The sequence below is a fragment of the Pseudomonas sp. GWSMS-1 genome (assembly GCF_049847425.1).
Classification (GTDB): Bacteria; Pseudomonadota; Gammaproteobacteria; order Pseudomonadales; family Pseudomonadaceae; genus Aquipseudomonas.
The window spans coordinates 1-22,911 of the sequence record NZ_JBMHHV010000005.1 but is presented as its reverse complement, the minus strand read 5'-3'; the positions used below and the strand labels follow the sequence as shown (position 1 = coordinate 22,911).

The window sequence follows — 22,911 nt, the reverse complement described above, 5'->3', positions numbered from 1 at the left end:
GGCGATTATGGATATCGCACCAGATTAATTTGCTGCTTATAAAAACACGAATCAAACATATCTCTAGCGGCTGCCAATAGCATTATTACCAGCGAGCGCCAAATGCGTCATTTGAACACTTACCTGAAATAGCCATCACTAACCCCACAAGGTCTCACCGAAAATCCAGACACCATTAGAGCTATGTGACGAATTAAGTAATCGACAACTACCAACAGCTTTTTCATTTCAAATTAAAAATCTTTACGCGTAAAAAACAGCAATAAAAAACAAGCAACTTGAAAGCTTTAATTATCCACGAAAAAATTAAATTAATCGCCAGCCAGCCTAATCGCGACAGGGCTCTGGAAACATCAGGAACCCCGCCGACGACCAAGAAGCTATATTGTTTTAAGCCACTTAACGTTTCTCTACTTGGCAAGGAACTGCCGTCTCGAACGAAGAAACTGTGGTGTAGCGAGCACGCGGGAAGTAGTCGCCCATATCCTGCTGGATAGTTTCTTGCGACTTAATATTCTGCACTGCGTGTTTGAACTCACCACGGCCCAGCATGTTGCGCAGAACCAGGAAACTCAGATCCGGATCACCGGTACCGTCGCCCACATCCGCGATTGGCAACCAGGACACACCACACTCGTTGATTGCATTGCGTGGGCGGTCACTTTCGCGACTAAGTACCAAGGTGTAGTAGCCGTTAGCGTCCACCGGAATCTGCTCATCGAACAGACACTTATTGACCCGACCAGATGCGTAGCCCTGCTGAGAGCACCACGACCAGTAGCGCAGATCACCATCTTCAAACTTGGTGTTGCCGTTATAGGTGGCGGTTGCAGGAGCTGAGTGCAACACGGTTATTGAATTGAAGCCGGAGCATCATGCCGCATAGCCAAGGCTTCCTGCATCACCTCTCCCATGACTTCGATCGGGCATTTGAAATCGAAGCGCTTACGGGGGCGCATATTCAGTTGCAGGGCGATGGCATTCAGTTGCTCCTGGCTGTGTACCGACAAGTCAGTCCCCTTGGGCAGGTACTGGCGGATCAGGCCGTTGATGTTTTCGTTACTGCCGCGCTGCCATGGGCTGTGCGGATCACAAAAATAAATAGCGACCCCGGTCTGCTGGGTGATTTCAGCATGCCGCGCCATCTCCCGGCCTTGGTCGTAGGTCATGCTCTTGCGCATCGCCAGCGGCATGCCGTTGAGCGCTGCACTGAAGCCCTCCATCGCCGAGGTCGCCGTTGCGTCGTTCATCTTCACCAGCATCAGGTAGCCACTGGTGCGCTCCACCAACGTGCCTACCGACGAGGCGTTGGCCTTACCCTTGATCAGGTCGCCCTCCCAATGCCCCGGCATCAGCCGGTCTTCGATCTCTGGCGGGCGCACGTGAATGCTGACCATCTCCGGAATCTGGCCGCGCCGATCCACGCCGCCAGAGCGCGGTCTGCGCGTCGCCTTGCTTTGGCGCAGGCAGATGATCAGCTCCTTGCGCAGCTCGCCGACCGGCAAGGCATAGATCGCGTTGTAGATCGTCTCTCGACAGACGTAGGCATCTCTGAGGCTGGGAATGTTCATGCCGCGCAGCTTGCCGGCAATCTGTTCAGGAGACAAACGCTCACGCAACATATGGGTCACCAACTCGAAGCGCTCACTGCCCGGCAGAAGCTTGCGCTTAGGGCGACAAACCTGGCGCCGAATGCTCATCTGTCGCTGGGCGCAGCGGGCCGAGTAAGCACCACTACTGCCTCGATTGCGCTTCAGCTCTCGACTGATGGTCGAGGGCGACCTGTCAATCAGGCGAGCAATGCCGCGCAGGGTGAAGCCTTGAGCTTGACTGAGCTGAATGATCGCGCGCTCTTCAACGCTGAGTTCGGAATAGGACATAGGGGCAGCACCGTACCGGAAAGGTCAGGTGTTGCACTCAGTTTTCGCGGCCGCCGGTCTTTGGCGTAGTTGGTGCTTTGGCGCGGATTACGAAAACCTCGCCGTGCTTACGGTTGATAAAGGTGCGCACATACTGGTTGTCGAGGTTGGCAAAGAAGGTCCCGTCTTTCTTATTGGTACCACTCGCCACTGTGTTGTCGCCGGTGTAAATGGCATAACGCGACATGCTTTCCGAACTCTTGCTCCAGGTCGGCGGGTTACTGGCCGGCATGGCCGGACCGCCACGCGCCTTGGCCACCTCCGTCAGTTTATTGAGGTACTCACGCGGGGTCGCCAGGGCTGCCTGATCAAACGACAATGGCTGGAAGCTACTCAAGCTGGCACAAACATCCTGTCCGCGCAGCTCCTTGCCATCAGCGAGAGTGAGTACCGGAGTTGGCAGACCGGAACCTGCTGTTTCGTCGGTATTTTTGTCCCCTGCGTAGATCCGATAAATCAGTTGCTGCTGGCCGTTTTCGGCTTGACCAGGCGCATGGATCTTGTCGCGGGTCTTGGCTTCTTGGTAAACGCCCCATGGAATAGGAGTGCTCAACGGCTCGCTAACCACTTCGATTTTATAGCCGCGCTGTTTACTGTTGCGGTCTGCACCGAAGAGATATGGGTTGCTAGCACCTGGCTTCGGCGCGATCAGGTAGTCGGCCACTGAGTCGAGAGGAGCACCCAAACGGTCATAGCTGATTAGGGACATATAGCGAGCATGCGGAAAACTGCCCTCTAAATGCAGCTTCGCGCCCTTCGGCACCGAGAAAGCTGCTCCCCAATAGAATGTTCCGGCGTCAGGGAAGGCGATGTTGATGTAGGGGTCACCACTGACCGGGCCGTAGCGCCAAAAACACGAACGAGGGCCTGGCATTGGATCCTTACCGATGGCAACACGCTGCTGGCCTTCCTCGAAGGCATTCGCCTGATCCCAGTTAGCCTGAGAAGGCGAGGCCGCCAGGATTAGAGTGGTCATCGCTAAAACTTGTGACGTTAGCCAATATGAGGGCTTCAAGGTCATCTCCTTATCGGTGGATTCAAACCTTATTTTGGATACCGTATCCAGGCAGCGAAATAGTGTGGGCACCACAAGGGATAGGGCGGTTTTCTAGCGCGTATTTTTCTAATGTTGTCGCTTACAACTGCTGCGGACACACGCCTTGGCAAAGTATGTGGTGGTCGACCCTAAGGACTTGGGACCTGCTACCGAGGGCTGCTAGCTCTCCGCCGGCAACACCAGTCAGTTCCCCACGCATAGGCCACGCATGCCGCATTAGGATCATTAGGATCATTAGGATCATTAGGATCATTAGGATCGGGCGAACCCTGGGTGAGAAGAACGGCTCTAGGCAGCCACTCTGCTATGTCGACAGCCGGCCTAATAAATTAGCACCGCCCATTTACAGCGATAGCTGCACCTGTGATTGCACTAGCCTCCTGAGAGGCTAAAAATACGATCACATTAGCGACCTGCTCTGGCGTAACCCAGCGGGTGGCATCCGCATCAGGCATATCGAGGCGGTTCTGCGGGGTATCGATGATCGATGGCATGATCGCATTGACCGTGATGCGCTGATCTTTCAACTCTTCGGCCAACGCCTCCGTAAGGCGCATCACCCCGGACTTTGCTGCAGCATAGGCCCCCATGCCTAGGCTGGCCTTACTGGCCGCTCCGGCTGCAATGTTGATAATGCGCCCGGCTTCGGCTTTCTTCAGGTGTGTCAGCGCGGCCATGCTAGCCGTTGCGGCAGTGCGCACGTTCATTTGATACATCAAATCCCAGGTCGCAAGATCGCCGCCCTCGATGGTCTCCCAGCGAAAACCACCCGCCACGTTGATGAGCGCATCTAATCCTTGAAAATGCTGCTGCACCTGCTGCATTGCACAATTTGCCATGTGCAGATCGGTTAGATCGACCGCGCCGATAAGCAGTTTTTCAGAGCGCGCCGTGTCGGCCAGGGGTCGCGGCACGCTGGCCTGATCAATCAGGGCCACCCGCCAACCATTGGCCGCGAACGCCTCGCCTACCGCTATACCTAGACAACCGAATCCACCGCTAATTGCGACTACTTTACTCACGCTTATTCTCCTTGAAGTGGACTACACCAGGGCTGCACTGAGCACTGAGCCCCGGCACGAGTGGTCAGCTAGGTTGCCACTATTGCCGTGCAGAACCTGTCGCCGAGCCGACAAGTGGGCACAGTCAAGAGTGCTAACTTGCCTGGTCGCTGAGTCGCTGAAAGCCATCAGCCGCTCAACTTTCTTGAGTCGAGAGAAAAGGATCGCGCGCAATGAATCTGATCGTGTTTGCCATACCGATTTTTTTAACCACCACCTTGCTGGAAGCATGGCTGGCGCACCGCCGCGGGCTAGCGGCGTATTCCATACCTGATGCCATCAGCAGCTACCAATATGGTCTATTGAGCCAGGTGGTTGGGGCGTTCACCAAGTTGGCGAAACTGGGCGTTTACACTCTGGTATTCGAAGCCTACCGCGCCACGACCTTGCCTAGCGATAGCCTGTGGGTATGGGTCGGAGCCCTTGTGGCCTACGACTTTTTCTACTACTGGCATCACCGTATGAACCATGAAATTGGCTTGCTGTGGGCCGGGCACGTATCGCATCACTCTTCCGAGTACTTCAACCTGGCAACAGCCATACGCCAGTCCTCGACGAGCGCACTTCTGGGCTGGATATTCTATCTACCGATGGCAGTGGCCGGTGTGCCGCCCAGCGTGTTTGCCGGGGTGTTGCTGATCGACTTGCTTTACCAGTACTGGGTGCATACCGAGGTAATTGGTCGTTTGGGCTGGCTTGATCGCATCTTCGTCACACCCTCAAACCATCGCGTCCATCATGGGCAAAATGACTACTGCATGGACACAAACTACGGGGGCATTCTGATTCTCTGGGATCGCCTATTCGGTACCTTCGCCGAGGAGCGCAAGGACGAGAAGGTCATCTACGGCGTGCGCACACCGTTGCAGAGCCTTAACCCATTCTGGGGCAACATGCATTACTACATTGAGCTCTGGCAGAAATCCAAAGCCACCCCGGGCTGGCGGGCTAAACTTGGCGTCTGGCTGGCACCACCTGGTGGCTGGCACGATGAGGCGAGCGAGCCTTACGAGCCGTCGCAGTTTAAGTATTACGATCCGTGTACACCCGATGCGGTCAAACGCTATGCGGTAGTGCATCAGGTGCTTGCAATGTTGTTCCTCATGCATTTTCTGACGCTACTCAACACCTTGCCGAAGACCTTACTGGCACTCTACGCCGCTGGCTTTGCCATTTCGGCAATCTCTCTCACGTCACTATTGGAAGGACGTGCCAATGCACGGCGTTTTGAGCAGTGCCGTGTCATAGGACTGGGCATTGCCTTTGCTGCTCTACCTGACTGGTTCGGTTTTAGTATGCCCATCGCACTCAAGCTGATGTTATTGGTTGTAATGCTAGGCAGCGCTGCATGGCTCAGCCGCACTTCCTTCAAACCTGCTGCTTTGTGGACTTCCCAATGAATGCCGATGCCATTTCCGACTTGATCTTGGCTGTGGTTGCCTTTTCCATTGCCTTTGTCCAGCTGCGCCAGCGCCCTGCTCTAGCCATTGGTTGCGGCCTGATCGGCCTGGCGGCAGCGATTGGTACACTGCATTACCAGTATGGTGAGTTGTTCGCCGGCCCACATCGCTTTACCGGCCTGGTTGCCGCCAGCGCAGGTTTCCCGCTGCTGGTCATTGCACTGCGCTGGCCAGATGACTCTGTTGCTCAGCGCATCACGGCCGCAGGGCGCTTCGCGCTCTTGGTTGGGAGCTTCGGGGTGGTGATTAGCGTGTCGGGATTTGACACCTGGCGCATGCTGGTGCCTCTTGGCTCTGTCTTGTTAATCTGTGCCACAGCCTTAGTGACGCGGCGGGTAATGCCACTCGGGGCGGCGCTAGTGTTCATCGTTAGTCTAGCGGCCGGTGCAACCGGTGAAGAGATGCTCGGACCGCTATCTGGCATCCAATGGCTGCACTACTTGCTGTCTTTAGCCCTGCTGCTGCTGCACCGGGATAGGGTGGTGCCGCTGTTAGCTGCGAGCCGTTAATTCGGCTTCCCCTGCATCCCATATCTTGGGAAACTGTCGAATGTGGTTAAGACCCAACATCGATGTTTCCAAGGTTTCCAAATGCAAAACATAGATGACGCAGCCCATCAGACAATCTACCGCCTGCGCGAGGCAGATGACTGGTTCGCAAGCTTGCCGGGGGAAGTGCAAGACAAAATCATCCAGTCTTCCGTATTGCGCCACTATCGCAAAGGGCAGGTGATCACTGCCCAAGGCAGCCGACCGACTGCAGCCTCAGTAGTGCTTGAGGGGCGCGTGCGGGTTTCGCGGCTGCTATTCGAGGGTGAGGAGAAGCTTTATATGATTGGCGAGAGAGGATTTTGGTTCAACTTCCTCGCCCTGATTACAGGCGAAAAGGCCGATGTGGCTGTGATCGCCGATACCAATGTGCAATTACTAATGCTGCCTCTGCAGCAATTCGAGCGAATCCTTGAAGAGGAACCTCTCTATTGCAAGGCAATTACACTTTTTATTGCCAAGCGCTATGCCGCTTTTATGCGGCACTTTGCCGATGGCCAGATGATCGTGCCGCTGCAACGGCTGCGTACAGGTTTAGCAGAACTGTTGTTGCTGCAACCACCGGCAACAGGCTCTGAGGAAGTTATTTTGAATGTTTCTCAGGCGGATTTAGCCTCCATACTTGGTTCTTCCCGCCAGACTATCAACGGGCTGCTAAAACAACTGGAAAAGGCGGGACTGATTAAGATCGGTTTTCGGCATATTCGAGTAATTGATCCAGCTGGGCTTTCTGAGCACGCGGCTAACTGAGCCGGCACTAATCTCGATGTAATTTTCGCAGGGCCGAGTGCATCGCTGTTGATCATGAGTGGACTCACCACCTGACTTCATCAGTACCACCTGACCACAATGCTAGAGGTGAACCGGCCCTATCAATAGCCCCGGCTTTCCTAGAGACCTTTGGGCCTAATAACTGCCCCCGCACGAGGGCCGCTTGGTCACCAATCAAAGACTGCTTTTGGCCGGTTTCTGCCAGTTCCCAATGGCTGCTATGGGTCGGTAGCTACCGGTGATGAGCGACCAGAATTACGCAGAGGAGATAGCTAATGCTTTTACCTGGTGCCGAAGCGCTGGGACTGACCCACAGCCAATGTCTGGGACTTCTAGAAAGTGCCGACGATACACTCGACTTTCTGAACGCCAGCCTAGCTTATCTGATCCATGCGGAGAGCCAGCAGGCGCAGCCAGATTTTGAGCTGATTGCTGAGTGGAAGGCTTTGGGTCAGGAGGTGTTCGAGGTGCAGCATGCGCTGCCAGGTTCGGATGTAGGGATCTATCAGCAGGTCATCAAGACTTATGCTCAGCGCAACCGTGATCTTCGTCCGGTTGTTGATCGGTACATGACGAAGTAGCTGGCGGCTCGGTGGCTGGCTGCACGGGGCGCCCTGCACCAGTGCGCTTGCCGCCCCATTGCGCCCTCACTTCTTCTCGGCACCGGTGCCACCCCTCGGCCCGTATGAGCATTGGCCAAATCAGTCTCGGATGTTCTTGCAGGTGCCGATTGATCTGCCGGTAAATCTGATAGGCCTTAGATGACAGCCCATTAGGACTGTGCAGTAGATCAAGCAGCATGCCCACGGCATTACCATCGTTGAACTCCTGCTGCCGCTCACCAAGCAATTGCCAAAGCGATGGGCGGCGCTCAGTTAGCCAAGCAGCAATATCCTGTTCGGGAAATAGCACGACGGGGGTGAATAAGCCTTCATGGAACTCCGTCACCTCCTTGGTCAGGATGCGGTTCACGGCTTTGTCGAACTGCTCTTTCTGGCGAACTCCAGACTTGTAGCGCGCCGCTGCAGCACGTTTATCTGCACCTTCTGACATGAGTGGTGTACCAGGTGAGTGATGCGCGCAGAGCTTTCTCCCAAGTAATGGTTGCCGCCAGCACAGCGAGCAAAAGTTGAACGGATTGATTCGCTGCTCCCTGTCTAGACGAGTCTGACTTTGCACTGGGATTTTCAGTTGCCCACACATGCTGAGAAAGTAGGTGACCTCAATGACGGTCGGAAAGGTGTACTCCCTTGGCGGTAGGGTTGTGTGCGAATGGATCAGCTCGATGGCAATTCCTATCTCGAAAAGCATCGGATCGTTGATCTGACCGAGCAGAGAAGCCAGCTCCGAGCTAATCATCCAGATGCGATTCCACGTTACGGGCTGTTTCTGATTGAGCACGTGCCAATGCCCAGGGGGGATCAGCGGCTGGAGATATTGCCGAATTAAGCGCAACGCGAGGGCCGGGGTAACAGCCACATCCTCGGCGTGCAGATGAATGGCCCACAACGCTACGGCGACCTCCTCGTATACGAAGGTCTCGATAAGTTCATCGTCCAGGTAGAGCGGCAAATCAAGTGTCCAATCTGGCTAGTAGTTAAGTATCCACTAACTACCTAGCATGTGGCATCGGGATATTGCAGCTCAGGCAAGGGGATAACGGTGGAAACGATGACACTTATGGAGGTGAGCCAAATTCTCAGAGTTTCTGAGCATACGGCGCGCAACCGGCTGAGCATGGGCCTACCGATGCCGCCTTCGTTCCGCGTCGGCCGCAGACGCTTGTTCCTCAAGCAGGAAGTCGAAAGGTGGTTGGCCGCGCAGGCTGGTGTAGCCGGTGCCACAACCGTTGAACCGCACACAACCATAGGGAGTCAGGTTATCGATTAGTCCATGTAGGTACACAAAAACAACGGACGCAAAAAAGGCCCGAAGCAGCAACTCCGAGCCTTTTTCTAGATGACGCAAGCACCTTTAACGCCTGTGGATTCTCAGCGTCCTTCTATCGGCTGTCAAGGCCGAGGGGCAGGTATTGCCTGCCGTTCAGCACCCACCCACGGTGGTACGAAGGAGTATGGATGAGAGTCAGGATTGAGCCGCGCCTGCTGCGCGAAGCTGTTCGCTTGCACTATGGCACACGTCTATCAACACGCGAAGTCGCTCATAGCACTGGGCTTTCTCGCAACAGTCTAAAGCGCTTACTGCGCCACCTGGAAAACGTCCACCTCAATGTGGATCAGCTTGCTGGATGGAGCGACGAGCAGCTTTATGACCACTTGGGTATCAAGCCGTTCAACGGCTTTCGCTTGAAAGCCTGTCCTGACTGGAACTGGGTGCATGCGGAAATGCGCAACCCCAGCGTCACCCTAGAACTGCTATGGCGTGAGTGGCGGGCTACCGAGCCAGACGGCATCGCCTATTCGCAATTCACGGCAAGCTATCGCAACTTCCTGAAACAGCAACCATTATCAATGCGGCAGCTGCATCAGCCTGGCGACAAACTTTTTTTAGACTTCTCCGGCAAGACCATGCCGATCTATCTGGACGGTCAATCGGAGTCTCGACAGGCGCAAATTTTTGTTGGCGTGCTGGGCTATTCCAGCTACACGTTCGCCTGCGCCGTGTGGAGCCAACGCATTGAGGATTGGATGCACTGCCATGTGCAAGCCTTCAATTTCTTCGCGGGTGTGCCCCGTCTACTGGTTCCCGACAACCTCAAAGCGGCGGTGATCAAGCATGGCAAGGATGAAGTCCAACTCAACTTGATCTATCAGCAACTGGCCCACCATTATCAGGCCATCATCCTGCCGGCCCGCCCGCGTAAACCCAAAGACAAGGGCAAAGTAGAGGCCGGAGTGAAGCTTGTTCAGCGCTGGCTGTTGGCAGCCCTACGCCACCGCCGTTTCTTCAGCTTGGCGGAGCTCAATCAGGCCATCTTGGAGTTGCTACCAGCATTCAACAAACGCCCGTTCAAACGCCAGCCAGGCAGTAGTCGGCACAGCCTGTTCGTCGAGGTGGAGCAGCCTGAGCTCCAGTCGCTGCCGATCCACGCTTACGAGCATGCCGATTGGCGCTTCAAGGTGAGGGTACGTAGTGACTACCTAGTGGAGTACGACAACCACCACTACTCCGTACCGAGCCGATTGGTGCAGCAGCAAGTGGATGTGCGCGCTACGGGTGTGGTGGTGGAGATTTTCCACAACCATCTACGCGTCAGCAGCCATGCCCGTCAGTTTGTATCTGGTATCAGCATGCAACCGGAGCACCGGCCGCCTAACCACCAGTATTACGCCGACAGCGAGCCCGCAGCACTACTGGCTTGGGGCGAGCGCGTCGGGCCTGCATTGCTGCGTCACCTGCACTATCACCTGACCGAACGTACCGATGTGGCCAACGGGCACAAAGCTGCCAGCGCCTTGCGTAAAGAGGCTCGTTTACATGGTGATGCCCGACTGGAGGAGGCCTGCACCTATGCGCTGACCATCAAGACCTTCGCCTTGAAAAGTCTGCAATCCATCTTGCGCGAGCAGCCCGACAAGCGACCTAGCTTGAAAGCTCTGCCCAGTTCTACACCCGCTCACGAAAACCTGCGTGGTGCCCATTACTTTGCCGATGAAAAGGATCACTCGCCATGCTGAACCTGCAGACTCAAAACAAACTCCAGCAGCTGCAACTGTCCGGCATGGCCAAGGCCTACCGCGACCAGCTTGAGCAACCGCGCATGCAGGAACTCCCCTTTGATGACCGCCTGGGCCTGATGGTGGATCGTGAGCTCAGCGAACGCGAGAACCGTAAACTGTCTCGGCTACTGAAGCAGGCGAAGTTGCGCTATGCCGCTCACTTGGAAGACGTGGACTATCGCAGTAGTCGCGGCCTGGATAAACAAGTGATCGCCGGTCTGGCGGGATGTGCCTGGATTGGGCAGCAACAGAATCTGCTGTTAACCGGAGCTACCGGCACAGGCAAGAGCTGGCTCGCCTGCGCATTTGGTAGCCAAGCCTGCCGGCAAGGATATTCGGTGATCTACAAAAGCGCCTCGAAACTCTATGAAGAACTGCAAATCGCCATTGGCGACGGCTCTCTGCCCAAGTACCGCACAGCCTTGAGCAAGGCTCACCTGCTTATCCTTGATGACTTTGGGCTGGCTCCGGTCGAGCCCACGGTGGGGTATACCTTGCTGGATATTGTCGATCAGCGCATGCAGACCGGCTCGCTGATCATCACCAGTCAATTCCCTACTGAGCACTGGCACAGCATGTTCAACGACGCCACGCTGGCCGAGGCCATTCTGGATCGCATCGTCCACCGCTCACACCGCATCAGTCTCAAGGGCGAGTCTCTGCGCAAGTCGGCTGCCAAGGCGTAATGATCGATAACGAAGGGGGTATACCCCCTTCGTTATTTTCGCTCCCGCGAAAATAACCTAATCACTGAGGTTGCATCTCAAGGTGGCGTAAGCAGGTATGCAGTTCGGCCTCGTCGGTGTGTCTGAAATCTCCCTTCAACCAAGACGCCAGGCAAGAAGCTCCAATGCCTGTGACTGTCGATGCTTGATCCAGTCCCAGTGCCTTGGCGGTAATAGCATCACTGATACGCACGACGAGCATGGCTTTGCGCTGCATTACATCAGCATCAGCGCAGCCGAGATCGGCATAAATATTTCGACTGCCTTCTTCAATCAATTGCGGTGACCTGCGCGGAAGATGAGCGGACAGTTTAGCGCTTGAGTGGTGGGTCAGCATCGCCAGCGCAGTGGATCACAACCGTTGGAGTGGCTGGGTCGGAATCCCCAGCACGAGTGGGTCAACCCTACTGGAATAAGTTGTCAGAACCACAAGCGCCTACACAATGATCCGGGGCTTGTTCCACACCGGCAGACGCATAGCCTGTGCCTTATAGAATTCAGGGTTCTGAAAAGCCGCCAAGCGGATCAGCTTGTTAACCAACGGCTGCGGCAATTCCGATTTGTCGAAATATATCTGGTTGGCCAGGGTAACGTTCACTGACTCGGGTAGCGCACACGCCAATTTCTGCGTCTTTTCCACTGTGCGCTGCCAGGGTTTCGGCTCGTCGTCATCCACCACTGCGGTGACATCCAGCGGATGGCGACCGCCAGTGGCCAGCAGGGTTATCGGCGCAATATCCTGCACAGGCATAGGCTGAATACTGGCCAGAAATGCCCACTGGTCGGGATAGGGCGTCAGCGTCTCATCGACAAAAACACTGCCGCCAAGCGCACGAGCCCGCTTCTGCAAGGGCAGGGCAATCAAGTTGCCAAAGCCGCCTTTGGGCATGCTGTCCTGATTTGGAAACAGCCGGTCATACGAGCCCAGCGTCAGTTGCCGCGTACGCTCACAGGTATGACTGATGATCGCTGAGCCGAGCAGGCGCGCCTCATAGGCAGGGACATTGTGCTCGAAGAAAATCCAGGCATGCGCCCCGTTACCGGAGCGAGATATTTCCAATGCCATGGGCACACCCAACTCACGGCATGACTGAGCGAACGCCGTGACATCCGCGCGCCAATCGGCTTCGTCAAAATCCACCGCCAGAAAGTAGCAGCTGTCATCCGGCAGCAAAGGGTAAACGCCGATAACAATCTCTCCGGCCAGATGCTTGTAGAGCACCTGGTCGGTCAGCGGCAGGAGCTGGCGGTACGAGCAGTCTCCACATTTGATCCGTGGCTTCTCGCACACACCGGGTCGCCATTCATTGGCGCACGCGGGCGAGTAGCCCGACTTGCCGGCCTTACTTTCCCAGCGCACGGGAAACACATCGGCCCGCCCCCGAAACAATCGCTTGAACAGCGCCAACTTGGCATCCGTGTCGAGACTCGAAATTAACAGTGGGGTTGAGCTAACCGGTTCAACTTTCGGCGGCTCATCAGGCAAGCGCCACTCGATGCCATGACTTTCCAGCAGAGCGATCAAGCGAGCATTTTCGGCCCGTAAATGCTCAAGCAGATCACCACCATCCATCGTGCCGAGGCCACCTTTTTAGTTGTAGGGAAACTACTAACCCAGCCTGCTATTTGAGGCGCTCGGCTGCCTTGCGGTACACCTGCTCACGCTCACGGCGGTCAACCGCGACCACAAACACCACCACCTCATGGTCGATCACCTGGTACACCAAGCGATAACCACTGCTGCGCAGCTTGATCTTGTAGCAGTCCGGCAGCGAATGGAGACGGTTCGCTTCAATGCGCGGATTCAGCAACACCTCAGCGAGCTTTTTCTTCAGCTGCTGGCGAACGGTATCACCCAGCTTTTGCCATTCCTTCAGTGCACGCGCATCAAACTCAAGGCTATAGATCATCCAGCGCAACCTTCACGCGCTGAGGAGCTGCCAGTCGTTCACGAACCGTGGCGATTAACGCTTCATCTTCCTCGGTCATCAGCACGGGGCGGAATGGCAGCTGACCGCGCTCGGCCACGTACTGCAAAGCCTGGCGCATCAGTTCAGAAGGCGTGACGCCAAGCTTTTCCAGCTCCTGGTAAGCACGCGCCTTAAGCTCGTCGTCGATGCGGATATTGATGGACGCCATGGTGCGACCCTCACTGTAATGACATTCGTATTTACAGTGCCAGGATAGCCGTAGTTTGGCAAGCGGGTTGGTGCCCCTGCCAGTAACACACCGACCAAGTGCCCCCTGACTGCGGCGCCACACCCCAGGTGCCCAGTAGCCACATCACGCTGAAGTGGTCGCCGGAACCCTGTCCGAAGCTGGGCGCTATTGAACATAGCGCCCGATATACGCACCGCACGGCTCGGGAATTTATTAACGTTTTTGTTAATGATTTTGCGAGTCGCTCGTCTTGCTAGCCCCACCCACAGAACAGCCGCATCGTTTAGCTACTTAGGCTTGCAGGGGAGTGGCCACGTGCCGCAGCTTTTTTTAGGCCACAAAAAACCCGCCGAAGCGGGTTCTTTCCTGACCATTCAACATCCTGTCGATGCGTCCTAGCGATGGTCAATCATCCTTGATGCCGAGCACATCCGTTGCTCAGTGGATGGGGTTAGATTAGTGCCCACGAGACAAGCCCGGAAGCGGCGAACACCACCAGGCCATGTAAGCCATTCGCTATAGCAGTTGCTGAAAAGCATTTATCGCCAGCCCGCCGCAAGTGGCGCTGTAGTGACCTCAGGCTGACGTAACAGACCGTCTTTTATAGCGAACCTGCGGGTGGTTATTGACGCGCTTCATCTCGAAAAGATCAATGGCTGCAAAAAGCTCTACCAGCCTTGGATAACCGTAGTTCCGAGCATCGAAGGATGCCTGATTACCGATCCGACTACCCACTGTCGCGAGAGAAGCCCAACCCTCTTCACCCTCCGCATAGGCGACCGCGTTGCGCAGCAGATTCATGAGCTTGGTATCACACTTAAGCTCCTTGCCGGTTTTCATCTCGGGAGAAGGGACGAGCCCTGGCTCTCCGACCGCCAAACTTTTTTCCAAGTGTGTGATCAGGGCAGCGGCCTGGTCATCCATCTGCTCTGGTTGATCAACGTACAGAAAGCGTGAACACGCATTCACGAATGGCTCAGGGGTTTTACGCTCACCAAAACCCACGACCTGCTTACCTTCGGCCCGCAGTCGCATGACTAGCGGGGTGAAATCGCAGTCGGACGAAACCAAGCAGAAGACATCGACGGGCTTATTGAACAGTACATCCATGGCATCAACAGCCATGGCCATGTCCGTCGCGTTCTTACCTTTAACCAGATCGAACTGTTGAATGGGCTGAATTGCATGCTCATGCAACACTTTGCCCCATGGATCCAGGCATGGGTTCTTCCAATTGCCATAGGCTCGGCGGATGGACACAGAGCCATAGGATGCGAGTTCAGCGAGCACGTCCCCTATCTTGCGGCTTGGCGCATTGTCCGCATCGATGAACATGGCGACATTGAGATTTTGCGGCTGACCACTCATACGAAACTCCCTGTAGTTGAATCCATCATGCCGAAAACGCCCTTACTACCAAGACTGCGGAACAGTTCAGCTGCCTGCTTCTTGGCCTCAGCCTCTTCAGCAGAACTGATGGGCTCCAGTTCTACGCCCTCATCCCCAGCGACATAGAGCGGGCCACCTTGATCATCGTCGTACTCTTGATCGGCATACATGCCACCGTCGTGGTAGGCCCTCATCGAGCTATTCCGCAGGTCGCGACCGAGCATCTCTGATAAGAAAACCCAGACCCAGCCTTGGAATATATTTTCCGAATCGATGTGATCGATCAGGTGGCGCATGGCGTGCAGGTCACCCTGCTTAGCAGCCTGGATGCACCAATGCTTCGACATCGCAGGCTGACCACACTCTGCCGCTAAATCAGCAATCCGCATCGGCTCATTGAAGGAAGAAAGAGCAAAAACTCGACTGAGTAGCGCTGGATCTCCGGTTTTTTCTGCAAGATCTACAATCGCTTCATCGAAACCCAGTAAAGCTGCTTGTTCGAGATGAAAATCAGCTTTCGATATCCGCTCGCGATCTGCCAGGGCGGCCTGCGCCCACTCCAGTTCGACGCCCTTAAGCTCTTTTCCAAGCTCCAACTGCTTGAGCCAATAGTCGTCACCAGAACTGGGATTATGTTCATCCGACACTCCGCCTCGCCCGAAAATAAGAGCAAGCGCGTAATGAGCCATAGCATTCCCTCGGCCAGCGGCAGCATCCAGCCCATCGAAAAGAAGACCTAGCCGATCCTCATCTAGCCAAAGCTTTTTTCGAGAGGGAATGGCAACGTCGAAACCATCATCACCATCGTCAGGATCATCGTAATAGTCATCGAGATAGCGTTCCCCGATATCGCCACGCCTGACAGAGGCAAGCACGAACGAGAGGGGTACAGCTGCAAATCGATGGAGACTGACGAAGTTCAATATTGCAGAGCCCGCTGCCTCTGCAACGCCTGCATAGCCCAGGTCAATCAGTCGCTGATTCAGCAGCAGCAAACACTCCGTGGAGATGTCAGGCTCGTCATCCAGCGAGGCAAACACATGATGCGAATTCAGCGAAGCACTGGACTTAAATCCATTGCATGCAGCTAAAAGCTCATAGACATGGCTCTGCTTGAACTGCTGACCGGTTGCTGAATTTAGATGCTGCTTCGCGGAAAACGCGAGTTCTTTGATAGCCATGAAACCATCCTCATAGCCCAACCGTTAGGAGCACGTGGCACACGTTTAAGCCCCATACGACTAGGCTTCGAAGGTTTCAGATATCAACAAGAGGAAGGAAAAACAAAAAGCCTTTTTTAACTCGTGTGCAAGTTTGGCGGGCGCCTGACCGTGATTCTAACGAGCGAGCCGCCGAAAAGTCGAGCCCATGACTAAAAGCCTAGTTTCGGCAGGCAGCAGCTCCTGAGATGATATGGCAGAAGCTCATACTCAATGACTAGAAACGGAGCAAGGAAGCCGCGTGGAAATTACATGTCCAAAATGCAGCAAAGGAACGACTTTTAACGTTACCGATACGATCAGTTGCAGTCACTGCCAGACCAGCTTCAACAAAATTAAGTTCGCCAAGAAAGCAATGATCACTGCCTGGGGGGCGCTGGCCATAGGCGGATTTGCTGGTCACAAAATTGACGACTTTCTGGAGCCCAACCGGTACGCCGTTGCGGTCGAGTACGCACTTATTGAAAGCTGCGTAAAAGGGGGCATGAACATTGGATATCAGCGCCAAGCAACTGCAAAATTCGGAATATGTGTTGGCGCTGATGGAAAATTGACCCACCCTGCCGATTGAAATTTGACCCAGGGCGGATTGCTGATTTTGTTACCAGCAACTGTGGATAAGTCTACCAGCGCAGCTGCTGTTGCCCCCACTCCTTCGCTAGCCCAGTTCAGTTGTTTAAGACCTGCCACATGCAGCCATGTAGCAGGCCGTCGTCGCCATGAAATCAGAACGGCTCATCGTCCTCCGGTTCTTGGCCGCCCTTACGCTTTCGCTCCCGTGATTTGATCTTGGCCTGGGCCGCCAAGCTACTGTGTTGCAGTCGATAGGACTCGTTACCGGTTTCGACGATGTGGCAGTGGTGGGTCAGCCGATCCAGCAGGGCGGTGGTCATCTTGGCGTCGCCGAACACGCTCGACCATTCGGCGAAGCTCAGGTTGGTGGTGATCACCACGCTGGTGTGTTCGTACAGCTTGGACAGCAGGTGAAACAGCAACGCACCGCCAGCCTGGCTGAACGGCAGATAACCCAGTTCGTCGAGGATGACCAGATCCATGCGCAGCAGTGCCTGGGCGATCCGCCCGGCTTTGCCGTCGTGTTTTTCGCGCTCCAGCAGATTGACCAGATCGACCGTGGAGTAGAAGCGCACGCGCTTACCGTGCCGGGTGATGCCGGACACGGCCAGCGCGGTGGCTAGGTGGGTTTTACCGGTGCCTGGCCCACCGATCAGCACCACGTTCTGCGCGGTGTCGGTAAAGCTCAGATTGGCCAGCTCGCTGATCAAGCGAGCGTCGGCGCTGGAGGCGCTGAAGTCGAAGCCGGCCAGATCGCGGTGCATCGGCAGCTTGGCCATGTTCATCTGGTGGCTCACCGAGCGCATGGCGCGATCTGTGTGCTCTTGTTCCAGCAGGTGTTCGAGCAGCCACTTGGACGAGGCTGTGTTCGACTCACCCTGTGCAGTTAACTCCGCCCAGGCCGTGGCCATGCCGTGCAGGCGCAGCTCCTTGAGTTCCGCCATCAAATCACGCATGACCGACCTCCTCGGCCTGGCCACGCAGGCGGTCGTAGCGCGCCGTGTTAGCGACGGGGGCTTCCTTGAGCGACAAGTGGGTTTCGACGCTGGGTGGTGGTTCGGATGCTGTCAGCCGTGCCACGACATTGAGGATGTGTTCGGCGCTCAGGCTGCCGCTCTCCAGTACCAGCTCAACGGCTACCAGCACGGCATCGAGTCCGGCGACCGGTACGGCAGCCAGGACTTGCGCCATGATCCGGTCACCGCCGGCATGACGCCCCAGACCGTGCTTAAGCTGACGCAGCGGCGCTGGCAGATCAGTAAAGGGCGCTCCGTTGCGCAGCGCGCCGGGCTTGCGCTCAATCAGCGGGATGTAGTGCTGCCAGTCGTAGCTGACCTGTTCGCGATCCAGCAAGCGCGCATGGCTGGCAATCAGCGCATCATCGGCCACCACCTCGATGCGGGTCGGATACAAACGGCTGCTGACCCACTTACCCGCGTACTCACACGGCACCGAGTAACGGTTGCGCCCGACGCTGACCAGGCAGGTGCTGGAGACCCGCGCAGGCCGCTCGACGTAACCGTCGAATGGCGCTGGCACAGGCATCAGTTCGGCGCGCTCCAACTCCAGTACCTCGGCCACACTGAGCCCGCTGTATTGAGGGTGCGTCAGCTCGTTCCAAAGCGCGCGGCAGCGCTGGCCCAGCCAGGCATTGAGTTCCTCGAAGGAGTGAAACTGGCAGTCCTGGGCGTCTAGCCAGATACGCCTGCGGCTGTCTTGCACGTTCTTTTCAACGATGCCCTTTTCCCAACCAGCGGCGACGTTGCAGAAGTCCGGATCGAACAGGTAATGCGCGCACATCACCGCAAAGCGCGCATTCACCGCCCGGCCTTTGCCCTTATTGACCTTGTCGACGGCGGTCTTCATGTTGTCGTAGATGCCCCGGCGCGGCACGCCGCCCAAGGAGCCGAACGAGCGTGTATGGGCGTCAAATAACATCTCATGGCCCTGGCTCGGATACGCCACAAGCCAGAACGCACGGCTGGCACACAGCTTCAGATGTGCCACCTGCATACGCCGGTAAATGCCGCCGACCAGCAAGCCTTCCTCGCTCCAGTCAAACTGAAACGCCTCGCCAAGAGCAAAGGTCAGCGGCACAAAGGCCTGCGACGCCTTGCCCTGTCCCCCTCGCCAGGCACGGATAAACGCGGTGAGCTGGCTGTAGCCACCGTCATAACCTTCGGCTTTGATTTGCGCCAACAGCGCCTTGGCACTGCGCCGCTGTTGCTTGGGCCGCAGCGAATCGGCTTTTAGCGCCTGCTCCAGCGTGGCGTGAAAAGGGCTGAGTTTGTTGAAGATCGCGCGGCGTTGGTAGACCGGCGGCTTGGCCTCAGGTGCTCTGACCCACTTGCGAATCGTGTTGCGCGCCAACCCGGTGCGCTTGGCTATCTCATGCAGCGACAGCTTGTCGCGGAAATACATCCGGCGGATTTTGCCCATCATTTCCATACTGATCACCCTGTGTTCTCCTGCTCAAAAATTGAGCAGAAGCAGTTGAACACCTGGGTCAGTTTTCAGTCGGCAGAACAGCCTCTACTGGGTCAGTTTTCGGTCAGCGGCAACAGGGCTGCTGGACTTCGAGTTGAAGCAGGCCGCCCAGGATGATCCGGTGATTTTTCTGGGGGTAGGTAATCAACCGGCGCTTACACTTTCGCAGTTGGAGGCCATGGATGACAAAGCCATTAAGCAACTGTTCGAAGCCCTGAAGAAAAAGGACAAAGCAGGTGATGGCGATGGCGATGGCGATGGCGGCGACAGTGCAGACGACAGCGATCCCGAGGTTGGCGAAGAAGCTGACGACGAAATCGAGCAGGGAGATGAAGTCGAAGAGGAAGCCGAAGAATCCATTGCAGAAGAGACTGAAGAACTGACCCTGAGCGCCGATCACTTGACTCGTGCGCAAGCCTGGCTAGAACGAGCGGCGGTCATGGCCGGTCTAGTGAAAAAGACCCGTGGCCGTCGTACAGGCAATGTCACCTCAGACGATGAGCAAGCTCTGGCTAAAGCTGCAAAGCAGCTATGTGCTCGCCTGGTCGCACCGGGGCAGTTCTATCTGGTGCGTTGGGGTGGCACCCGTAAAGGTGCCGGTACCTTCTATACCCGTCCCCAGCTAGCGGCTCCCACGGTGCGTCGTACCCTGCAACCGCTGGCTTTCGACGCTGTGCATACGGAAGTCGATGCCCGCACCGGGCTGGAGACCGTGATGGAGTGGGCTCCGAAAGTGCCCGAAGACATTCTAGCCCTTAAGGTCTGCGACCCAGCTATGGGTTCTGGCTCCTTCCTGGCCGGGGCCTTGCGTTACCTAACCGAGGCCCTGGTGCAGTCGCTCTATCACCACCAGCTGATCATGCGCGCCGAAGATGGCAGCTTGCCACGCATGGCCGACGGCAAGCTTGCCGAACTACTCAGCGATGAGCTGACCAAACTCAAACCCGCCCATCCAGACTTCGAGGAAAGGCTACGTGCTCAGCTCAAGCGCCATATTGTGGAAAACTGCCTCTACGGCGTTGATCTCGATCCACTGGCGGTAGAGCTGGGGCGCATGGCGTTGTGGGTGGAAACCATGGATCGCGACCTGCCTTTTGGATTCCTCGACCACAAACTCAAGGTGGGCAACGCTCTGGTAGGTACCTGGTTTGATACTTACCGCGACTACCCCGCCATGGCTTGGCAGCGCGAAGGCGGTGACAAGGACTATCAGAAGAACAAGCCAGATAACCTGATCAATCACTTCTATGAGGAAGGTAAGGGTAAGAAAGGCGACGTTTTTACCGCTGCTATCAATACCCGCAGTAAAGCCGTTCCCGTGCAGCTGGAGGCCATGCTGAGTGGCCAGTTAAGCCTGGGCAACGCGCTGGATGCCAGCGATGTGCACGACGAGCTGCTCAAGGTGTTCCGCAAACTGCATCGCCTGCCAGTACATGAGAGCGAAAAGCGCGCCGATGTTTATCGAGAAGAGGTACTCAACAACCCTCATTACCATGCACTCAAGGCCCGCATGGATCTGTGGTGCGCGCTGTGGTTCTGGCCAGGCGAACAGATTGAGCAGGCGCCGCTACCCCGAAATTTCGCCCAGCCCGATAGCGATACGCTGGAGATTGCTGGCGCAGTTGCCCAACGGCTGCGATTTTTCCACTGGGAGCTGGAGTTTCCTGATGTATTCACCACAACCCAGGACGGTTTCGATGCCTTGCTGGGTAACCCTCCATGGGAAATTCAGAAGCCAAACTCCAAAGAATTTTTCTCCAACCATGACCCGCTATATCGCTCCTATGGCAAACAGGAGGCGCTGAGCAAGCAGTTGGAGTATTTCAACGATTTGCCACAGCTGGAACATGATTGGATTGCCTACAACGCCGGGCTCAAGGGTATGTCCAACTGGGCGAAATATGTAGGAAAACCCTTCGGTGACCGCGTTAATGAAGACAAAAGTGGCAAGCAAAAACACGATCTCAATCTAGGAGGGGGTGGCAGGAACAGCTTTGCCGCCTCTGCTGCCCAGCACAAGAAGTGGCTACAGCAGCGCAAGCAACGTAAAGGCTTTGCCGATAGTGCTCACCCTTTTCTTCATCAGGGATCGGCGGATCTAAATACCTACAAGCTGTTCCTGGAGCTCAGCCATGCCCTGCTTCGCGGTCACGGGCGCCTGGGAATGATCGTGCCCAGTGGCATCTACACCGACAAGGGCACAGCCCCCCTGCGCGAACTGTTCCTAGAGCAGTGCGACTGGCAGTGGCTGTTCGGCTTCGAGAATCGCGAAGGAATATTCGACATTCACCGCTCCTTCAAATTCTGCCCGTTGATTTTGCAGAAGGGCGGCGAAACCCAAGCTATTCGCGCGGCTTTTATGCACCGGAATGTGGATGATTGGGAACAGGCGGAACGTCATGTATTGGCCTATCCCCGTGAGCGGGTTCTGGAGTTTTCGCCGTATTCCAAGGCCATCTTGGAGATTCGCGACGAGCAGGATCTGCGCGTGCTGCAAAAAATCTATGCCAATGGTGTGTTGCTCGGCGACCAGAGCGAACGCGGCTGGGGTATCAAGTACGCCACCGAGTTCCACATGACCAACGACTCAAATCTGTTCAAACCCCGTCCTAAATGGGAGGAGAAGGGCTACCAGCCGGATGAGTATGGTCACTGGCTCAAGGGGCCGTGGCGTGATTACCACGGGCCGATGCATGTTCTTGATCGTGAACCTGGGGTGGCGGTGTCTCGCGATGGCACTCAAGCACTTCAGGTGGAGCAGATTGAGGATGTGGCATTGCCGCTCTATGAGGGGCGGATGATTAGCCAGTTTGATTTTAGTGAAAAAGGTTGGGTCAGTGGCAAAGGACGTAAGGCTGTTTGGCGTGATATTTCTTTTGCTGGCAAGGTGATTGAGCCGCAGTATTTGATGGGCCTTGCTGACTACCGTGGAAACGATGGCGAGGATACAAAGTTGATGCCTGGGCTCAAGGCCGGTTTCCTAGCTATTGGCTCCGCAACTAACAGCCGCTCCATGTTCTCTGGATTAGTAGCCAACTTCCCTGCGGGAAATTCCGTGGCTGTGCTGCAAAGTACGAGTCCGATAAGAACCATTGCGCTGATGACAGCTCTCAACTCCTTTGTATACGACTTCACTTTGCGGAATCGTCTTGGTGGTCTGAACCTCAATTATTTCGTAATCGCAGAAACTCCCGTGCCTGACTTTTCAGGCGATGAGTTGGTCGAGCTGGCAAGGATAGGAGCACGACTTTGTTTACCCAACAAAGCCTTTGCCCAGGAATGGTTGAAAATGCAGTCAGCGTCGCTGGGATGGAAGAAGCTGTTTGCATTGACAGAGCATGAAAGACTTCGCCTCAAAACAATTAGCGAAGCTATATGTGCATTCAAGTTTGGCCTCGATGTGGCGGAATTTCATACCGCCCTGGAATCTTGTGACCTGCCACTCGATGGTCTGTCTGGAGATAGATCAAAACGTCTGAATCCGAAAGGCTTTTGGCGAATCGACAAAGACAAACACCCCGAGCTGCGCCACACCGTCCTTTCGTTGGTCGCCTTCTATGACTTACAGGAAAAAGGTCTGGATGCCTTCCTAGATCAAAACAACGGCGAGGGCTGGCTGATCCCGGACAACTTACGCCTGGCCGATTACGGCCTAGGCCATGATGAGCGCGCCCAGGAATACCAACCGGTGACTTCTCGCTTAGGCCCGCGTTTCTACGATTGGCAACTTAATGAAGATGTGGGGCGTTCCTGGCAGGAGTGCGCCGCCCATGCCGAGCTCATCCGGCGTATCGTGCCGTTACCATCGTCCAATGAACGGCTGACGGTTGCAGAATCGCCAGACACTTATGACACCCAAGG

Annotated in this window: 21 protein-coding genes and 1 pseudogene; 9 read left to right on the top strand and 13 right to left on the bottom strand. The window is 55.8% G+C overall.

All coding sequences use genetic code 11. The annotated features are described in order from the left end of the window. Positions 1-399: 399 nt before the first annotated feature. The 4 genes from ACEPAJ_RS03430 to ACEPAJ_RS03415 form a co-directional block, all read right to left on the bottom strand. Positions 400-849: a hypothetical protein gene (locus tag ACEPAJ_RS03430; protein ID WP_232854150.1), complete on the bottom strand. Its 450-nt coding sequence runs from the start codon at positions 847-849 to the stop codon at positions 400-402. A gap of 2 nt (positions 850-851) precedes the next feature. Continuing rightward, complete coding sequence (locus tag ACEPAJ_RS03425) at positions 852-1,880, bottom strand: IS30 family transposase (protein ID WP_017246483.1); 1,029 nt, start codon at positions 1,878-1,880, stop codon at positions 852-854. A 37-nt stretch (positions 1,881-1,917) separates the two neighbouring features. Beyond that, positions 1,918-2,895 carry a hypothetical protein gene (locus ACEPAJ_RS03420; RefSeq protein WP_250164720.1) on the bottom strand — a complete coding sequence of 326 codons (978 nt, stop codon included), beginning with the start codon at positions 2,893-2,895 and terminating at the stop codon, positions 1,918-1,920. Positions 2,896-3,305: 410 nt separating this feature from the next. Continuing rightward, positions 3,306-3,998, bottom strand: a complete 693-nt coding sequence (locus tag ACEPAJ_RS03415; protein ID WP_021219117.1) for an SDR family NAD(P)-dependent oxidoreductase — start codon at positions 3,996-3,998, stop codon at positions 3,306-3,308. 212 nt (positions 3,999-4,210) lie between these two features. Between ACEPAJ_RS03415 and ACEPAJ_RS03410 the strand changes: the two genes are divergently transcribed. The 4 genes from ACEPAJ_RS03410 to ACEPAJ_RS03395 all read left to right on the top strand — a co-directional run bounded on the left by ACEPAJ_RS03410 (position 4,211) and on the right by ACEPAJ_RS03395 (position 7,397). Beyond that, positions 4,211-5,437, top strand: coding sequence for a sterol desaturase family protein (locus ACEPAJ_RS03410; RefSeq protein WP_003090706.1), 1,227 nt, complete (start codon positions 4,211-4,213; stop codon positions 5,435-5,437). Next, on the top strand, positions 5,434-6,006 hold the full coding sequence (locus ACEPAJ_RS03405; protein ID WP_021219115.1) for a hypothetical protein: 573 nt from the start codon (positions 5,434-5,436) through the stop codon (positions 6,004-6,006). Before ACEPAJ_RS03410 ends, ACEPAJ_RS03405 begins: the two co-directional genes overlap by 4 nt. A gap of 81 nt (positions 6,007-6,087) precedes the next feature. After that, entirely contained in the window at positions 6,088-6,795 is a 708-nt protein-coding gene (locus tag ACEPAJ_RS03400) for a Crp/Fnr family transcriptional regulator (protein WP_003090707.1), read from the top strand. A 296-nt stretch (positions 6,796-7,091) separates the two neighbouring features. Continuing rightward, on the top strand, positions 7,092-7,397 hold the full coding sequence (locus tag ACEPAJ_RS03395) for a hypothetical protein (RefSeq protein ID WP_143568759.1): 306 nt from the start codon (positions 7,092-7,094) through the stop codon (positions 7,395-7,397). Here ACEPAJ_RS03395 and ACEPAJ_RS03390 read toward each other — a convergent pair. Next, positions 7,333-8,388 (bottom strand): hypothetical protein, encoded by a 1,056-nt coding sequence (locus ACEPAJ_RS03390; protein ID WP_011544396.1) that lies wholly within the window; start codon positions 8,386-8,388, stop codon positions 7,333-7,335. The genes ACEPAJ_RS03395 and ACEPAJ_RS03390 overlap by 65 nt on opposite strands. A gap of 99 nt (positions 8,389-8,487) precedes the next feature. On the opposite strand from ACEPAJ_RS03390, the gene ACEPAJ_RS03385 reads away from it, so the two are divergent. The 3 genes from ACEPAJ_RS03385 (at position 8,488) to istB (ACEPAJ_RS03375) (ending at position 11,182) form a co-directional block, all read left to right on the top strand. Then, positions 8,488-8,706, top strand: a complete 219-nt coding sequence (locus tag ACEPAJ_RS03385) for a helix-turn-helix domain-containing protein (RefSeq protein ID WP_099539851.1) — start codon at positions 8,488-8,490, stop codon at positions 8,704-8,706. A gap of 188 nt (positions 8,707-8,894) precedes the next feature. Next, on the top strand, positions 8,895-10,454 hold the full coding sequence (istA, locus tag ACEPAJ_RS03380; RefSeq protein WP_169865975.1) for an IS21 family transposase: 1,560 nt from the start codon (positions 8,895-8,897) through the stop codon (positions 10,452-10,454). Then, positions 10,448-11,182 carry an IS21-like element helper ATPase IstB gene (gene istB, locus ACEPAJ_RS03375; protein WP_011544393.1) on the top strand — a complete coding sequence of 245 codons (735 nt, stop codon included), beginning with the start codon at positions 10,448-10,450 and terminating at the stop codon, positions 11,180-11,182. Before istA (ACEPAJ_RS03380) ends, istB (ACEPAJ_RS03375) begins: the two co-directional genes overlap by 7 nt. 61 nt (positions 11,183-11,243) lie before the next feature. Here the strand turns inward: istB (ACEPAJ_RS03375) and ACEPAJ_RS03370 are convergent, their stop codons facing one another. From ACEPAJ_RS03370 to ACEPAJ_RS03345, 6 genes and pseudogenes are all read right to left on the bottom strand, one after another. Then, positions 11,244-11,498 (bottom strand): XRE family transcriptional regulator, encoded by a 255-nt coding sequence (locus ACEPAJ_RS03370; RefSeq protein ID WP_181087036.1) that lies wholly within the window; start codon positions 11,496-11,498, stop codon positions 11,244-11,246. Positions 11,499-11,663: 165 nt separating this feature from the next. Then, positions 11,664-12,794, bottom strand: a pseudogene (locus ACEPAJ_RS03365) (TOTE conflict system archaeo-eukaryotic primase domain-containing protein); the annotation flags it as partial. A gap of 49 nt (positions 12,795-12,843) precedes the next feature. Beyond that, positions 12,844-13,131 (bottom strand): type II toxin-antitoxin system RelE family toxin, encoded by a 288-nt coding sequence (locus ACEPAJ_RS03360; RefSeq protein WP_425913561.1) that lies wholly within the window; start codon positions 13,129-13,131, stop codon positions 12,844-12,846. Continuing rightward, the gene (locus ACEPAJ_RS03355; protein ID WP_003284884.1) at positions 13,121-13,360 is read right to left on the bottom strand and encodes a type II toxin-antitoxin system RelB/DinJ family antitoxin; all 240 of its coding nucleotides are present in this window, start codon (positions 13,358-13,360) and stop codon (positions 13,121-13,123) included. The genes ACEPAJ_RS03360 and ACEPAJ_RS03355 overlap by 11 nt, the downstream gene beginning before the upstream one ends. 597 nt (positions 13,361-13,957) lie before the next feature. Continuing rightward, on the bottom strand, positions 13,958-14,749 hold the full coding sequence (locus ACEPAJ_RS03350; RefSeq protein WP_425913560.1) for an NYN domain-containing protein: 792 nt from the start codon (positions 14,747-14,749) through the stop codon (positions 13,958-13,960). Further along, complete coding sequence (locus ACEPAJ_RS03345) at positions 14,746-15,951, bottom strand: hypothetical protein (RefSeq protein ID WP_425913559.1); 1,206 nt, start codon at positions 15,949-15,951, stop codon at positions 14,746-14,748. Before ACEPAJ_RS03345 ends, ACEPAJ_RS03350 begins: the two co-directional genes overlap by 4 nt. A 280-nt stretch (positions 15,952-16,231) precedes the next feature. On the opposite strand from ACEPAJ_RS03345, the gene ACEPAJ_RS03340 reads away from it, so the two are divergent. Next, a complete protein-coding gene (locus ACEPAJ_RS03340; protein ID WP_425913558.1) occupies positions 16,232-16,561 on the top strand; it encodes a hypothetical protein in 330 nt (109 codons plus the stop codon). Positions 16,562-16,715: 154 nt separating this feature from the next. Here ACEPAJ_RS03340 and istB (ACEPAJ_RS03335) read toward each other — a convergent pair whose 3' ends face one another. Together istB (ACEPAJ_RS03335) and istA (ACEPAJ_RS03330) are read right to left on the bottom strand one after the other, a co-directional pair. Further along, positions 16,716-17,519 carry an IS21-like element ISPst3 family helper ATPase IstB gene (istB, locus tag ACEPAJ_RS03335; RefSeq protein ID WP_003459721.1) on the bottom strand — a complete coding sequence of 268 codons (804 nt, stop codon included), beginning with the start codon at positions 17,517-17,519 and terminating at the stop codon, positions 16,716-16,718. Next, entirely contained in the window at positions 17,512-19,011 is a 1,500-nt protein-coding gene (gene istA / locus ACEPAJ_RS03330) for an IS21 family transposase (protein ID WP_425917916.1), read from the bottom strand. Before istA (ACEPAJ_RS03330) ends, istB (ACEPAJ_RS03335) begins: the two co-directional genes overlap by 8 nt. Before the next feature lie 133 nt (positions 19,012-19,144). Here istA (ACEPAJ_RS03330) and ACEPAJ_RS03325 point away from each other — a divergent pair. Beyond that, positions 19,145-22,911, top strand: a 3,767-nt coding sequence (locus ACEPAJ_RS03325) for an Eco57I restriction-modification methylase domain-containing protein (protein WP_425913557.1), incomplete at its 3' end; no start/stop codon positions are given.

Bases quoted from the DNA above. Each gene is read 5' to 3' on its own strand.
- istB (WP_003459721.1), bottom strand. From the start codon at position 17,519: ATGCGTGATTTGATGGCGGAACTCAAGGAGCTGCGCCTGCACGGCATG.
- ACEPAJ_RS03420 (WP_250164720.1), bottom strand. From the start codon at position 2,895: ATGACCACTCTAATCCTGGCGGCCTCGCCTTCTCAGGCTAACTGGGAT.
- ACEPAJ_RS03425 (WP_017246483.1), bottom strand. From the start codon at position 1,880: ATGTCCTATTCCGAACTCAGCGTTGAAGAGCGCGCGATCATTCAGCTC.
- ACEPAJ_RS03405 (WP_021219115.1), top strand. From the start codon at position 5,434: ATGAATGCCGATGCCATTTCCGACTTGATCTTGGCTGTGGTTGCCTTT.
- ACEPAJ_RS03410 (WP_003090706.1), top strand. From the start codon at position 4,211: ATGAATCTGATCGTGTTTGCCATACCGATTTTTTTAACCACCACCTTG.
- ACEPAJ_RS03360 (WP_425913561.1), bottom strand. From the start codon at position 13,131: ATGATCTATAGCCTTGAGTTTGATGCGCGTGCACTGAAGGAATGGCAA.
- istA (WP_169865975.1), top strand. From the start codon at position 8,895: ATGAGAGTCAGGATTGAGCCGCGCCTGCTGCGCGAAGCTGTTCGCTTG.
- ACEPAJ_RS03400 (WP_003090707.1), top strand. From the start codon at position 6,088: ATGCAAAACATAGATGACGCAGCCCATCAGACAATCTACCGCCTGCGC.
- istB (WP_011544393.1), top strand. From the start codon at position 10,448: ATGCTGAACCTGCAGACTCAAAACAAACTCCAGCAGCTGCAACTGTCC.
- ACEPAJ_RS03355 (WP_003284884.1), bottom strand. From the start codon at position 13,360: ATGGCGTCCATCAATATCCGCATCGACGACGAGCTTAAGGCGCGTGCT.
- ACEPAJ_RS03395 (WP_143568759.1), top strand. From the start codon at position 7,092: ATGCTTTTACCTGGTGCCGAAGCGCTGGGACTGACCCACAGCCAATGT.
- ACEPAJ_RS03385 (WP_099539851.1), top strand. From the start codon at position 8,488: ATGACACTTATGGAGGTGAGCCAAATTCTCAGAGTTTCTGAGCATACG.
- ACEPAJ_RS03345 (WP_425913559.1), bottom strand. From the start codon at position 15,951: ATGGCTATCAAAGAACTCGCGTTTTCCGCGAAGCAGCATCTAAATTCA.
- istA (WP_425917916.1), bottom strand. From the start codon at position 19,011: ATGGAAATGATGGGCAAAATCCGCCGGATGTATTTCCGCGACAAGCTG.
- ACEPAJ_RS03350 (WP_425913560.1), bottom strand. From the start codon at position 14,749: ATGAGTGGTCAGCCGCAAAATCTCAATGTCGCCATGTTCATCGATGCG.